Genomic DNA, 12,300 nt, shown 5'->3' on the forward strand with positions numbered 1-12,300 from the left:
TTACCTCAGGCGTTTTCGATAAGCCCGGCGTGGACCAGCGCCTCGTCGACTGCCTTGCGCGATGCTTCGCTGGCGTTGCACAGCGGCAGGCGCACGTCGCATTCGATCCAGTCATGGACGCGGCTGAGTGCGTATTTCACCGGCGCGGGGCTCGCGTCGGAGAACATCGCGTAATGCAGCGGGAAGAGACGGTCGTTGAGCTCGCGCGCCTTGACGAGATCGTTGGCAGCAATTGCATCATGGAATTCGGCGCACAGGGCCGGCGCGACATTCGCGGTGACCGAGATGCACCCTGACCCGCCCGCGGCCGAATGCGGGAGCCACAGCTCGTCATTGCCCGACAGCTGGCAGAAATCGCGGCCGATACCCATCCGGTGGTCGGCGACGCGCGAAAGGTCGCCGCTCGCGTCCTTGATGGCGATGATGCGGTCCGGGTACTTATTGACCAGCTCGCAGACGGTTTCGTCCTCGATGTCGGTCACCGTACGGCTGGGCACGTTGTAGAGAACGATCGGCAGGTCGCTGTTTTCTGCAAGGAAGCTGAAATGCGCAATCAGGCCGGTCTGGCTGGGGCGGTTGTAATAGGGCGCGACACACAGGCCCGCTGCAGCGCCGGCCTTCTTGGAAAACTGCATATGGAGCAGTGCGTTACGCGTGTCGTTGGACCCGCAGCCCGCGATGACGGGCACGCGGCCGGCAGCCTGTTCGATGCACACCTCGATCACGCGGTGATGTTCTGCGTTCGAAAGCGTGGAGGCCTCGCCCGTGGTGCCGCAAGGGACCAGGCCCTTGCTGCCGTTTTCAATCTGCCAGTCCACGAGCCTGCGGAAAGCAGCCTCGTCAAACGATCCGTCGCGAAAAGGAGTCGCCAGAGCCGGTATCGAGCCTGAGAACATTTACGGAAGTCCTGCGTTAGAGATATGAAATAGGGCGCTTTTGGGCACCCGATGTCGCAATTCATTCACCGCCTGATAAGGAGGGGCCGGGCATTATGTCCAGCATGGGCCGAAAAACTGTTATCTCGCTTGCACTTACAACCAGCGCTTCGCTGGCGTTCCCTGCCGTTGCAATGGCGCAGACGCCGACCAGCTGGCCCGATGGCAGCAATTCCATGGTCGCCCAGCAATCCTCGCGCATGGCGCAGGTGCTTTCCGACTGGGAATATCTGACCAAGCGCGATGACCTCTCCTTCGCGAGTTATGCCGGTTTCGTCACCCGCTACCCCCATTTCCCGAAGCAGGAATTGCTGCAGCGGCGCGCCGAAGCCGCGCTCGACCGCGATGCGGTATCGCCGCAGCAGCTGGTGGCCTTCTTCGACAAGCATCCTCCGATCACGAATGGCGCAAAGGCGCGCTACGCGCTTGCCCTCGCCTCACTGAACCGCCCCGAAGCGCAGGACCTTGCCCGCGAAGCCTGGCGCGGCGGCCGGATGAGCGGCCCCGCCGAGGCCTATATGCAGGGCCTGTTTGGCCAGGCGCTGACGCCCGAAGATCACGATGCGCGCATGAACGCGCTGCTGTGGCAGGGCGAGATGGAAGCCGCTTCGCGCCAGATCGTGCGCGTTTCGCCTGCCTATCGCGACATGGCACAGGCTCGCCTTGCGGTCCTTCAGGGTTCGACGCCCAACGAAGCCGACATTGCCGTGCCAAGCGGTGCGCTCAACGACAGCGGCTATGTGTTTAACCTCGCCCGCCACTATCGCTCGACCAGCAATTTGCCGCAGGCGATCAACCTGCTGGCGACCCGCGCCGATTTCGCGACGCCCGCATTCGACGGCACCGCCTTCGTCACCGAAAGCCTGCGTATTGCGCAGGGCGCCGATGCCCGCAGCGCCGTTCGCATCGCCTCCAAGGTCGACGACCTGTTCGAGCCGGGCACCGATATCTCGGACGGCTCCTTCTCGCTGCGCGACAAATACACCGACCTGATGTGGCTTGGCGGGACCAAGGCGCTCTGGTCGCTGGGTGATGGCGAGCAGGCAGCGCCGCTCTTCTATCGCTACGGCGCTGCCGCAAAGACTCCGCTCACCCGTTCCAAGGGCTTTTTCTGGGCCGGCCGCGCCGCCGCAAAGGCCGGCAACCGCGCCGAGGCAGAGCGCTACTGGAACATGGCCGCGGCCTATCCCGACTATTATTACGGCCAACTGGCATTGAGCGAGCTTGGACGATCCGTCCCGGCTTTCGCACCAATCCAGACTGCGGGCATCACCGAGGCCGACCGCACGGCTTTCAACGCCGACCCGCTCACGCAGGCGCTGCGCGAAATGGCGAACAACCGCCGCGCATGGCAGACCGAGCGCGCTTTCTTCGAGGCGCTTTCCGAAAAGGCACGAACCCCGACGCAGATGGCCCTCGTGGCCGAACTCGCGCAGGAAACCGGACTCAATGAAATGGCTGTCGTGGCTGGCATGGTTGCCGGAGAGACCGGTGTCGCCGGTTTCGAGCGGCTGGGCTTTCCCACCGTCCCGACCCATTCGGGCGCGAATTGGACCATGATCCATGCGATCGCCCGCCAGGAAAGCGAATTCGACCGCACTCGCGTCAGTCACGCAGGTGCACGTGGCATGATGCAGCTCATGCCGGGTACCGCTCGCGAGGAAGCAGGCAAGATCGGCGTGCAGTACATGTCCGCCAACCTGACCGAGAGCCCGAGCTACAACATCCGTCTCGGCGATGCGCACTTTGCCCGCCTTATGGACCGTTATGACGGTGCTTATCCGCTGGCGATTGCCGCCTATAATGCGGGACCCGGCCGCGTGAACCAATGGCTCCGCCTCAATGGCGATCCGCGCACCGGTGCAGTCGACTGGGTGACCTGGGTCGAGCAGATCCCCGCGAATTTCGAAACCCGGTATTACGTCATGCGGGTGATCGGCAACGCGGTGACCTATGCGAACATGCATCCGGACAAGTCCCGCAGCTACGAACGCGATATCCGCCATTACCTGCGCTGAGTTTTGCCGCTAGGGACGCTCCTGCAATGCAGGGCAAGACAAATCCGATAACGCCGCAAGGCTATGCCGCGCTGAGGGCGCGCTACGACCACCTACTTGGCAAGGAGCGGCCCGAGATCGTGGAAATCGTCAGCTGGGCGGCAGGCAATGGCGATCGCAGCGAGAACGGCGATTATCTCTACGGCCGCAAGCGCATGCGCGAGATCGATCGCGAGCTCGGCCATTTGTCGCGAAGGATGAAGGCCGCGCGTGTCATCACCCCTGCAGAGCAACCCGACAAGTCGCGCGCCTTCTTCGGCGCCACCATCACGCTGGCGGATGAGGACGACAACGAGAAGGTCGTCACGCTCGTCGGCGACGACGAACAGGAAGCCAGCGCCGGGCGGATCGGATGGTCCAGCCCCATGGCACGTGCCCTCAAGGGTGCTGCCGTAGGCGATCTTCGCGTGGTCCGCCTTCCCGGCGCCGACAAGGAATGGGAAGTGATGGCGATCGAATATGCGTAGCCCCGCCCTCCTGACGCTGGCGGCCGTGGCCGCAATCGCAGCCCCGCTCTCTGCCAAGGAAAGCCTCGGCATTTTTTCCGACTGGGGCGCATTCCGCGATCCGTCGGTGCCGCGCTGCTATGCCATTGCCGAGGCCGAGGAGAGCCGCTTTTCGCGCGAGTTCGAACCCTATGCCACGATCGGGACATGGCCTGCACGGCGCCTGCGCGGACAGGTCCATTTCCGCCTGTCGCGCGCAATCCGCGAGAGAAGCCGCGTTTCGCTGCGTATCGGGCGCCAGACCTTCACCCTCACCGGCGGCAAGGCCGATGCCTGGGCGCAGAACCCGACGATGGACGCTGCGATCGTGGCTGCAATGCGCTCTGCCGAGACCATGACGGTCCGCGGGACGGATACGCGCGGGCGACGCTTCGCGGACAGCTACTCGCTCGCCGGGTCGGCCACTGCAATGGATGCGGCCACCCTCGCCTGCCCCCGGCGATAGCCAAGAAAAAGGGCCGGAAGCAAAGCGCTCCCGACCCGATTTCATTTCATGTTTTGCGTCGCTTAGAAGCGCAGACCGAAACCGGCCATGACCTGGTGGCGGTCGATGTCGATGTCGCCAACCTGCACATCGGGCGCATTTCCTTCGAACTTGATCGTGGCATCGCCATAGTTCGAGTAGCGGTATTCCACCTTGGTGTAGGTATTGTCGCTCAGCGCATATTCGACGCCGGCACCCAGACGGTAACCGTCAGCCTCGAGATCGGCACGAAAGTCCTGCGTCCCGTCATTCGAGCGCAGGTTGTAGCGCATGTTGGTGTAACCGCCCTTGGCGTAGACGAGCAGGTCGTCATTGGCCTTCACGCCTACGCGTGCGCCGACATAGAGGTCGCGGCCCGCTTCGACGTTACCGATACCGAAGCCTTCGAAATCGCCATCGGCGAACTCGGTTTCGGCAGTCGAACCGGTGTATTCGCCTTCGAGACCGAGCACGACGCCACCTGCGTCATAGTCGTAGCCGAGGCCAACACCGTAGTTGAGGCCGTCGATCGACTGGTCGTTGTCGGCTGCGGAATCGTCGTCGACGCTGCTTCCGGCCTGGCTGACATCGTAACCGCCAAGGATCTCCGCACGGAAACCGGTGAAGGTTTCTTCATCCGAATCCTGTGCCATTGCGGGTGCTGCCGTTGCCAGGATCGATCCCGCGACGAGAAGGGCTGCAGTCTTTTTCATGTGTGTACTCCGTTATTGTTTTCCGCCGTCATCGCGACAGCGTGGACCAGTGAAACGGAGCGCGACCGAGTTCAGTTTCATGAACGTGGCACAACGGGAAAACGTGGTTTTTTAGTCACATAATCGTCGATGAGTGGACGATTTCGAGCGACAAACAGCGGAAACTCGAAAGCTGCGACGAACCGATCAACCTGTTCGATGGGAGGTGGGAACGCAATGCTCGCGGCAGGATTGTTTCGCGCCCGCGCGCAGGCTTTCAATTTGGCTCAGGCAGGACTATATGCGCCGCTCCCATGGCAGATACGAACCTGATGAGCATTCCCGGGCAAGTGGACCCGGTTCCCGTTGCGCGTGACATCACGCCGCGCGCCGATGGCCGCGTGGACCTGATCGGTCTGCCCAAGGAGCGCATCCGCGAACTGTTCGAAGATGCCGGCCTCGATCCCAAGCAGGCCAAGCTGCGTTCCAAGCAGGTGTTCCACTGGCTTTACCATCGCGGCGTCACCGAATTCGACGCGATGACCGATATCGCCAAGACCATGCGCCCCTGGCTGACCGAGCGTTTTGTCATCGGCCGGCCGGAAGTGGTCGAGGCCCAGCACTCGACCGACGGCACGCGCAAGTGGCTGCTCAAGACCGCGGACGGTCACGAGTTCGAAATGGTCTTCATCCCTGACGCCGATCGCGGAACGCTGTGCGTGTCCAGCCAGGTCGGCTGCACGCTGAACTGCCGTTTCTGCCACACGGGCACGATGAAGCTGGTGCGCAATCTGACGCCGGGCGAAATCGTCGGCCAGGTCATGCTGGCGCGCGATGCGCTGGGGGAATGGCCCAAGGGTTCGATGGCCGGTCTCGACGATGCCGAGGACGAAGGCCACTACAGTTCGGACGGTCGCCTGCTCACCAATATCGTGATGATGGGCATGGGCGAACCGCTCTATAACTTCGACAATGTGAAGAGCGCGCTCAAGCTGGTGATGGACGGTGCGGGCCTTGCGCTGTCCAAGCGCCGCATCACGCTTTCGACCAGCGGCGTGGTCCCTGCAATGCAGCGCTGCGGCGAGGAAATCGGCGTGAACCTTGCGGTCTCGCTCCACGCGGTGACCAAGGAAATCCGCGACGAGATCGTCCCGCTGAACAAGAAATACGGCATCGAGGAACTACTCGAAGCCTGCGCTGCCTATCCGGGCGCCAGCAATGCCCGTCGCATCACTTTCGAATATGTGATGCTCAAGGACAAGAACGACAGCGACGAGCACGCGCACGAACTGGTTCGCCTGCTCAAGCAGTACGATTTGCCCGCCAAGGTGAACCTCATCCCGTTCAATCCCTGGCCCGGCGCCGCCTACGAGACCTCCACGCCCGAGCGCGTGCGCAGCTTCTCGAACATCGTCTTCGAAGGCGGTATCTCGGCTCCTGTGCGCACCCCGCGCGGCCGCGACATCGATGCGGCTTGCGGCCAGCTCAAGACGGCAGCGGAAAAGAAAAGCCGCGCCCAGCGCGATCGCGAGGAGGCAGAGGCGGAACAGGCCGCCGAGGCGTGAGCGCCGACCCAGCAACTATCGCCTATTACGAGGCAAACGCGCCGCGCTACACGCTGAGCTTCGGACAGGCGCCGAGCCGGCATCTCGACCGGTTCCTCGATCACCTCGAGCCGGGCGCAACAGTCCTTGAACTGGGATGCGGCGGCGGACGGGATTCTGCGCGTATAATCGAGCGCGGTTTCGACCTTGATGCCACCGACGGGACCCCCGCAATGGTCCGCAAGGCGAACGAGCGCTTCGACGTGGGTGCGCGGGTCATGCGGTTCGATGAACTCAACGCTGAAGCCGAATATGATGCGGTTTGGGCGCATGCCTGCCTGCTCCACGTCGCCCGCGCGGATTTGCCCGCAGTGCTCGCCGCTGTACGCAAGGCCTTGCGCCCCAGCGGGTGGCATTTTGCCAATTACAAGCTCGGCGATGCGGAGGGACGCGACCCGCTTGGCCGCCTGACCAACCTGCCAGACGAGAACTGGCTGGAGGCGATCTATCACGATGCGGGTTTCCGGATCGCAGCGGCCGAGCGCTATCGCGGCGAAGGTGCAGACGGCGTGCAACGCGACTGGTATGCGCTGACCTTGCAGTCTCCGGAGAGCTGACAAACCAGATGACGCTTTCCCAGGAATGCACCCTGTGCTGGAAAGCTCACATGCCGGCCCGAAAACAGGAGCAAACCGCCGGGAAACATGCTCTGGGTAGCTCCGGCATTTTTTCCGCGCCGGACCGTGGTCCACGCGTTCCACCCTGTAGGAGAAGCAGTGACATGAGTGTTACCGTCCAGGCGATCTGCACCGGCCTGCCCCAACCCTTCAACGGCGCCGAACTCAGCGCGATCGCCAAGCAACCGGTCGACGGGCCCGTTATGATCCGCACTTTCGGTATCGAAGGCGACATGGTGGCCGATACCAAGCACCACGGCGGGCCCGACATGGCCGTGCACCATTACCCCCACGATCATTACGCCGATTGGGACGCTTGGCTTGGCGGGCACGACCTCCTCGCGGGACCTGCGGCCTTTGGCGAAAACCTGATGATGGATGGTTTTGTCGAAACCGGCGTACTCATCGGCGACCGCTTCCGTATCGGCGGCGCGCTGCTCGAAGTCAGCCAGCCCCGCCAGCCATGCTGGAAGATCGAACACCGCTTCGGCCGCAAGGGCATGGTGAAGCGCATCGTGAAACAGCATATCTGCGGGTGGTACTACCGCGTTCTGGAAGAAGGCGAAGCACAGGCGGGCGACACTTTCGAGAAGGTCGAGAATGGCCATGAAGGGTGGAGCGTGGCGCGCCTCTTCGCCAAGCTTTACGACCCCGCCGATAACCCTTCCCAGACCGAGCTGGAGGAGATCGCCGCGCTCGATCGCCTCTGCGAGCTTTGGCGCGCAAAGGCCCGCAATGCACTGGAATCGTGACGGCTCATCGCGCCTCAACGGTCGGTTTATCGCTAATTTCGGATTAACGGCGTTCGTTCAGCCGCGGTTGTAATCCTTCGAGCAATGTGCACGCCGATCCACTCTCATTTGGGGACGCAGAATGAAGAAATTTGCAATCGCCTTTGCTGCCGGCACGCTCGCCGTGACCGGTATCGGCACCTCCGCTCCGGCAGCCGCAGATCCGCCGTCCTGGGCGCCCGCCCATGGCAAGCGCGCCAAGGACCGCGCCGCACGTTACGATTCACGCGGTTACTACGTCGAGCCGCGCCGCATTACCCGCGATAGCTACATGTGGCGCGGACGCGACGGCCGTTACTATTGCAAGCGTGACAATGGCACGACCGGCCTCGTGATCGGCGCAGGTGTCGGCGCGCTGGCAGGCCACGAGCTTGCCGGTCGCGGCGACAAGACGCTGGGCGCAATTCTCGGCGGTGCAGTTGGTGCCGTTATCGGTCGTGAAATCGACCGCGGAAGCCTTCGCTGCCGCTAATCCCAAGGGTCGCACCTTCGAACCCGCGGCGTCGTCACCCAAAAGGGTGGCGGCGCCGCTTTGCTATCGGGCTTCAGCCCCCTATGCTCGTGGGCGATGAGCGAACACAAACCATCGGTTCTCGTCACGGGCGGGGCAAAACGGCTCGGCGCCGCCATGTCGCGGGCTTTCGACAAGGCGGGATGGCACGTCGTCATCCATTACAACAGCTCCGGAACAGAGGCGGACGAACTCGCCGCGTCGCTGGATAGCGCCGAGACAGTCGGCTGCGACCTGTCGGACGGCAATGCCGCTGTCGCCATGATCGAAAACCTTGCGGGCAAGCTCCCGAACTGGGCCGCGCTGATCAACAATGCATCGATCTTTGCACCCGACGATGTAACCAATCTCGATCCTGACACGAACCGGAAGGCGATGCAGGTCAACGCCCTCTCCCCCGCGCGCATGGCGCAAGCCTATCTAAGCAAGGCGCGATCCGATGGCGGCCGCCGCGTGATCCAGATCACCGACCAGAAACTCGCCAATCCCAATCCGGATTTCTTCAGCTACACGATGAGCAAACACGCCCTCGACGCGACGATCGAAATGCTGTCGATGGGGGCCGCGAGGGACGATGACCGCATCTACGGCCTCGCGCCTGGAGCGATCCTCGCCAGCCACGACCAGACCAGCGAAGAAGCGGAAATTTCGCACCGGATGAACCTGCTCAAGCGTCGCACGGATGCCGAGGAAATCGCGAAGGCCGCTGTGTTCCTCGCAGGCGGCGCTCTGAAAACCGGACAGACGCTCTATGTCGACAGCGGGCAGCACTTGCTTCGCCAGCCCCGCGACGTGATTTATCTTGCCCGCGAAGGACACGCTGCATGAAACGCCACGCGCTGAGCACGAGGATCTGGCACTGGCTCAACCTCGTGTGCCTTGTCGTGCTGTTCATGTCTGGCCTGACGATTTCGAATGCCCACCGCCGCCTTTACTGGGGTGACTGGGGCTTCGCCCCCGAACAGGCCTGGCTCATCGTCCCTCGCTTCCCCGACTGGATGACGATCCCCGGCTACTACAGCCTCGCCGTGGCGCGCGACTGGCATATCCTGATGGCATGGCCCTTCGCGCTGCTGCTGCTCTTCATGTGGGTCGCGATGCTGGTCAATCGCCACTTCAAGCGTGACCTCATGACCAGCCCGTCGGAATGGAAGCCGGCTGCGATCTGGCATGATGTCGTCCAGCACCTGAAACTGAATTTCGATCACGAAGGCGGGAAGTTCAACTTCCTGCAAAAGCTCGCATACGGCCTCGTGCTGGGCGTCTTCCTGCCGATGATGATCTTCAGCGGCATTGCGATAAGCCCGGGGATGGAGCCGACATTCGGTTGGCTTGTCGAGCTGCTCGGCGGGCGCCAGTCGGCTCGAAGCCTGCACTTCATTTTCGCCTTTGCCCTGTTCGGCTTTTTCGTCGTGCACGTGGTGCTGGTCATCCTCGCCGGGCCAATCGGCCAGATCCGCGACATGATCACCGGAGGGAAGAGTGATGAAGCGTAGGGGATTTCTCGCCGTAACTGCCGCTGCATTCGTTGCCGGCTGCAACAAGATCGCGGACAGCGACGCCGGCTCCAAACTGCTCGGCGCGGCAGAGAGGTGGCACAAGGGCGCGCACCGCTTGCTCACCGATCGCGAGGCGCTGGCGCCGGAATACCCTCGCTCGGCGATTTCGCCGTTCTTCCGCGGCAATGGTTCGACCGATCCGCAAAACGGCGACTACCAGGCGCAGGCTGCGGACAACTTCGCCAACTGGCGGCTCGAAGTCCGCGGCTTGGTCGATAATCCGATGCAGCTCAGCCTCGACAATATTCGCAGGCTCCCGCAGCGAACGCAGGTCACGCGCCATGACTGTGTCGAGGGCTGGAGCGCGATCGGTGAATGGACCGGACCGCAACTCTCGGTGATCCTCGATGAAGCCAAGCTCAGGCCGGAAGTGCAGTTCATCGTCTTCCGCTGCGCCGACAAGCTCAACGGGCAGGACTATTACGAGAGCGTCGATCTGATCGACGCCTATCACCCGCAAACGATCATCGCACACAAGCTCAACGGAGAGCCCCTCCCCATCCGCAACGGAGCGCCGCTGCGCATGCGGATCGAACGGCAGCTCGGCTACAAGCACGCGAAGTACCTTACCGCGATCGAGGCGGTCGCCAGCCTCGACGATATCGGCGAAGGACAGGGCGGCTACTGGGAAGACCGGTCCGGCTACCAGTGGTACGCCGGGATCTGATCACTCGGGATAGGTCCGCGCCATCGCTTCCCAGTCGTTGCGCAGCAACTCCTCCAGAACCTCCATATCCACATCGGCCAGCTTGTTGATGTAGAGGCAGCTCTTACCCGTCTTGTACTTGCCCAGCCTGCCCAGCAGTTCATCGCGCCGCTTGCCAGCATTCTCGTCGCAATATCCGCCCATCAAATAGAGCGAGTGCTTCGCCTTTCGCGGGCTGAACCCGCTGCGCATCCAGTGAACGTCGCGGCCGCTGGCATAGGTTGTCCGGTACTCGCCATAGCCGATGATGCTCGGGCCCCACATCTGAGGCTCTTCGCCGGTCACCTTGCGGAACAGCGTGTCGAGCACCTTCGCTTCCTCGCGTTTCTTCTCCGGCTCGACGCCGGCGATGAAGTTGGCAGGATCGACCTTGGTGATCTGGGTTTTCGCTTCGGTCATGGACAAACCCTAGCAGTCGATTGACTCATCACCAACGCATGCCATGCTCTGCCCTTCTCGTGGGGGAGAAGAATACAATGTGGTTGCTCGACAAATTCCTGAAGGCCGCGGTGAAGCACGGGCGGTTGATCGTCACCGATCATGACGGGAAGACCTATGAATACGGCACCGGCGACGCTGCCGAGCCGCCGCTCAGGATCACCCTCACCAACAAGAAGGCCGCCAACCATATCGCCCGCTATCCGCAGATGGGTGCTGGCGAGGCGTTCATGTGGGGCTGGCTCAAGGTGGAAGAGCCGCACGACATCCGTGACCTCATCCTCTTCGTCACCGAACAGGCGGGGAGGCCCGGCGACAAGGCGCTCAAGCCCAAGGGCAAGCTGCGCACCGCCGCGCAAAAGCTCATCGCCAAGGCCGACAGCATAAACCTTCGCGGCAAGGCGAAGAAGAACGCCGAGCATACCTACAACCTGACCCGCGAGCTGTACGAGCGCTTCCTCGACGAGGATCGCCAGTACACCATGGCCTATTACCGCGAGGACCCGGCAACTACCTCGCTCGAGAAGGCGCAGCTCGACAAGAAGGCGCATCTTGCCGCCAAGATGCACATCAAGCCCGGTCAGCGCATCCTCGACATCGGCTGCGGCTGGGGCGGCTTTGCGCTCTACCTTGCGCGGCATTACGACGTGGAGGTCCACGGCGTCGCCCTCGCCCCCGACCAGATCAAGTTCTGCCAGGAACGCGCGGAGGAAGCGGGCGTGGCCGACCGGGTCAAGTTCAGCCTCACCGACTACCGCGACGTCACCGGCCAGTTCGACCGCATCAGCTCGGTCGGCCTGCTCGAACACGTGGGCACCCCGCATTACCCGCAGTTCTACGAGCACACAAACCGCCTGCTCAAACCCGATGGCGTGATGATGAGCCACTGCTGCGGGCGCGCCGGCGCTCCCGGCTTTACCGACGCCTGGACGCGCACCTACATCTTCCCCGGCGGCTACATCCCGGCGCTGTCCGAACTGGTCAGCCAGTCCGAGCAATACGGCTGGCAGGTGATGGACGTGGAGGCGATGCGCTTCCACTACAGCCACACGCTGGAGGAATGGTACAACCGCACGGTCCAGCACCGCGCAGAGATCGTCGATATGTACGACGAGACCTTCTACCGCATGTGGCTCTACTACCTCGCCGGCGCCGAACAGAGTTTCCGCCACGGCGACATGGTCAACTGGCAGCTGATCTACGTGAAGGACCGCAGCGCGATCCCCATGACCCGCGAATGGATCACGGAAGAAAGCGCCCGCCTGCGCACCGCCGACGCGGACAAGGTGCCGGAGTGGCGCTTCGCACAGCGGGAAGCGGCGGAGTAGCGGGCTGTAGGACCGAGGTTGGGTTTCGGCCCGCGAAGCCCTAGACGGTGAAACGGATGAAACACTGTCCTGGGGGAACTCCTCTGATACGCT

General features: G+C 62.8%; 14 protein-coding genes. 11 read left to right on the forward strand and 3 right to left on the reverse strand.

Annotated elements, in window-relative coordinates; genetic code table 11:
• Positions 1-5 precede the first annotated feature (5 nt).
• Positions 6-896 carry a 4-hydroxy-tetrahydrodipicolinate synthase gene (gene dapA, locus K3136_RS02250; RefSeq protein ID WP_221431309.1) on the reverse strand — a complete coding sequence of 297 codons (891 nt, stop codon included), beginning with the start codon at positions 894-896 and terminating at the stop codon, positions 6-8.
• A gap of 173 nt (positions 897-1,069) precedes the next feature.
• On the opposite strand from dapA, the gene K3136_RS02255 reads away from it, so the two are divergent.
• From K3136_RS02255 to K3136_RS02265, 3 genes are read left to right on the forward strand one after another with little or no spacing between them, the layout of a single operon-like run.
• On the forward strand, positions 1,070-2,953 hold the full coding sequence (locus K3136_RS02255) for a lytic transglycosylase domain-containing protein (protein ID WP_247711404.1): 1,884 nt from the start codon (positions 1,070-1,072) through the stop codon (positions 2,951-2,953).
• A gap of 26 nt (positions 2,954-2,979) precedes the next feature.
• Positions 2,980-3,459 carry a transcription elongation factor GreB gene (gene greB, locus K3136_RS02260; protein WP_221431311.1) on the forward strand — a complete coding sequence of 160 codons (480 nt, stop codon included), beginning with the start codon at positions 2,980-2,982 and terminating at the stop codon, positions 3,457-3,459.
• Complete coding sequence (locus K3136_RS02265) at positions 3,452-3,943, forward strand: invasion associated locus B family protein (protein ID WP_221431312.1); 492 nt, start codon at positions 3,452-3,454, stop codon at positions 3,941-3,943. Before greB ends, K3136_RS02265 begins: the two co-directional genes overlap by 8 nt.
• A gap of 62 nt (positions 3,944-4,005) precedes the next feature.
• Here the strand turns inward: K3136_RS02265 and K3136_RS02270 are convergent, their stop codons facing one another.
• Complete coding sequence (locus tag K3136_RS02270; RefSeq protein WP_221431313.1) at positions 4,006-4,674, reverse strand: outer membrane protein; 669 nt, start codon at positions 4,672-4,674, stop codon at positions 4,006-4,008.
• A 293-nt stretch (positions 4,675-4,967) separates the two neighbouring features.
• On the opposite strand from K3136_RS02270, the gene rlmN reads away from it, so the two are divergent.
• The 7 genes from rlmN to K3136_RS02305 all read left to right on the forward strand — a co-directional run bounded on the left by rlmN (position 4,968) and on the right by K3136_RS02305 (position 10,402).
• Positions 4,968-6,218 (forward strand): dual-specificity RNA methyltransferase RlmN, encoded by a 1,251-nt coding sequence (gene rlmN, locus K3136_RS02275; protein ID WP_221431314.1) that lies wholly within the window; start codon positions 4,968-4,970, stop codon positions 6,216-6,218.
• Positions 6,215-6,814 carry a class I SAM-dependent methyltransferase gene (locus K3136_RS02280; protein ID WP_221431315.1) on the forward strand — a complete coding sequence of 200 codons (600 nt, stop codon included), beginning with the start codon at positions 6,215-6,217 and terminating at the stop codon, positions 6,812-6,814. The genes rlmN and K3136_RS02280 overlap by 4 nt, the downstream gene beginning before the upstream one ends.
• A gap of 164 nt (positions 6,815-6,978) precedes the next feature.
• The gene (locus K3136_RS02285) at positions 6,979-7,626 is read left to right on the forward strand and encodes an MOSC domain-containing protein (protein WP_221431316.1); all 648 of its coding nucleotides are present in this window, start codon (positions 6,979-6,981) and stop codon (positions 7,624-7,626) included.
• 121 nt (positions 7,627-7,747) lie between these two features.
• Entirely contained in the window at positions 7,748-8,137 is a 390-nt protein-coding gene (locus tag K3136_RS02290) for a glycine zipper 2TM domain-containing protein (protein ID WP_221431317.1), read from the forward strand.
• A gap of 96 nt (positions 8,138-8,233) precedes the next feature.
• Positions 8,234-9,004 (forward strand): SDR family oxidoreductase, encoded by a 771-nt coding sequence (locus K3136_RS02295; protein ID WP_221431318.1) that lies wholly within the window; start codon positions 8,234-8,236, stop codon positions 9,002-9,004.
• On the forward strand, positions 9,001-9,672 hold the full coding sequence (locus tag K3136_RS02300; RefSeq protein WP_221431319.1) for a cytochrome b/b6 domain-containing protein: 672 nt from the start codon (positions 9,001-9,003) through the stop codon (positions 9,670-9,672). Before K3136_RS02295 ends, K3136_RS02300 begins: the two co-directional genes overlap by 4 nt.
• The gene (locus tag K3136_RS02305) at positions 9,662-10,402 is read left to right on the forward strand and encodes a molybdopterin-dependent oxidoreductase (RefSeq protein WP_221431320.1); all 741 of its coding nucleotides are present in this window, start codon (positions 9,662-9,664) and stop codon (positions 10,400-10,402) included. The genes K3136_RS02300 and K3136_RS02305 overlap by 11 nt, the downstream gene beginning before the upstream one ends.
• Here the strand turns inward: K3136_RS02305 and K3136_RS02310 are convergent, their stop codons facing one another.
• Positions 10,403-10,840 (reverse strand): DUF1801 domain-containing protein, encoded by a 438-nt coding sequence (locus K3136_RS02310; protein ID WP_221431321.1) that lies wholly within the window; start codon positions 10,838-10,840, stop codon positions 10,403-10,405. It abuts the gene before it with no gap.
• Between the two features lie 77 nt (positions 10,841-10,917).
• Here K3136_RS02310 and K3136_RS02315 point away from each other — a divergent pair, with 77 nt between their 5' ends.
• Positions 10,918-12,207, forward strand: coding sequence for an SAM-dependent methyltransferase (locus K3136_RS02315; RefSeq protein ID WP_221431322.1), 1,290 nt, complete (start codon positions 10,918-10,920; stop codon positions 12,205-12,207).
• The last annotated feature ends 93 nt before the right edge of the window (positions 12,208-12,300 follow it).

Source organism: Qipengyuania gelatinilytica, assembly GCF_019711315.1.
Taxonomy (GTDB): Bacteria; Pseudomonadota; Alphaproteobacteria; order Sphingomonadales; family Sphingomonadaceae; genus Qipengyuania; species Qipengyuania gelatinilytica.

Bases quoted from the DNA above. Each gene is read 5' to 3' on its own strand.
- dapA (WP_221431309.1), bottom strand. From the start codon at position 896: ATGTTCTCAGGCTCGATACCGGCTCTGGCGACTCCTTTTCGCGACGGA.
- K3136_RS02255 (WP_247711404.1), top strand. From the start codon at position 1,070: ATGGCGCAGACGCCGACCAGCTGGCCCGATGGCAGCAATTCCATGGTC.
- greB (WP_221431311.1), top strand. From the start codon at position 2,980: ATGCAGGGCAAGACAAATCCGATAACGCCGCAAGGCTATGCCGCGCTG.
- K3136_RS02265 (WP_221431312.1), top strand. From the start codon at position 3,452: ATGCGTAGCCCCGCCCTCCTGACGCTGGCGGCCGTGGCCGCAATCGCA.
- K3136_RS02270 (WP_221431313.1), bottom strand. From the start codon at position 4,674: ATGAAAAAGACTGCAGCCCTTCTCGTCGCGGGATCGATCCTGGCAACG.
- rlmN (WP_221431314.1), top strand. From the start codon at position 4,968: ATGGCAGATACGAACCTGATGAGCATTCCCGGGCAAGTGGACCCGGTT.
- K3136_RS02285 (WP_221431316.1), top strand. From the start codon at position 6,979: ATGAGTGTTACCGTCCAGGCGATCTGCACCGGCCTGCCCCAACCCTTC.
- K3136_RS02290 (WP_221431317.1), top strand. From the start codon at position 7,748: ATGAAGAAATTTGCAATCGCCTTTGCTGCCGGCACGCTCGCCGTGACC.
- K3136_RS02295 (WP_221431318.1), top strand. From the start codon at position 8,234: ATGAGCGAACACAAACCATCGGTTCTCGTCACGGGCGGGGCAAAACGG.
- K3136_RS02300 (WP_221431319.1), top strand. From the start codon at position 9,001: ATGAAACGCCACGCGCTGAGCACGAGGATCTGGCACTGGCTCAACCTC.
- K3136_RS02305 (WP_221431320.1), top strand. From the start codon at position 9,662: ATGAAGCGTAGGGGATTTCTCGCCGTAACTGCCGCTGCATTCGTTGCC.
- K3136_RS02310 (WP_221431321.1), bottom strand. From the start codon at position 10,840: ATGACCGAAGCGAAAACCCAGATCACCAAGGTCGATCCTGCCAACTTC.
- K3136_RS02315 (WP_221431322.1), top strand. From the start codon at position 10,918: ATGTGGTTGCTCGACAAATTCCTGAAGGCCGCGGTGAAGCACGGGCGG.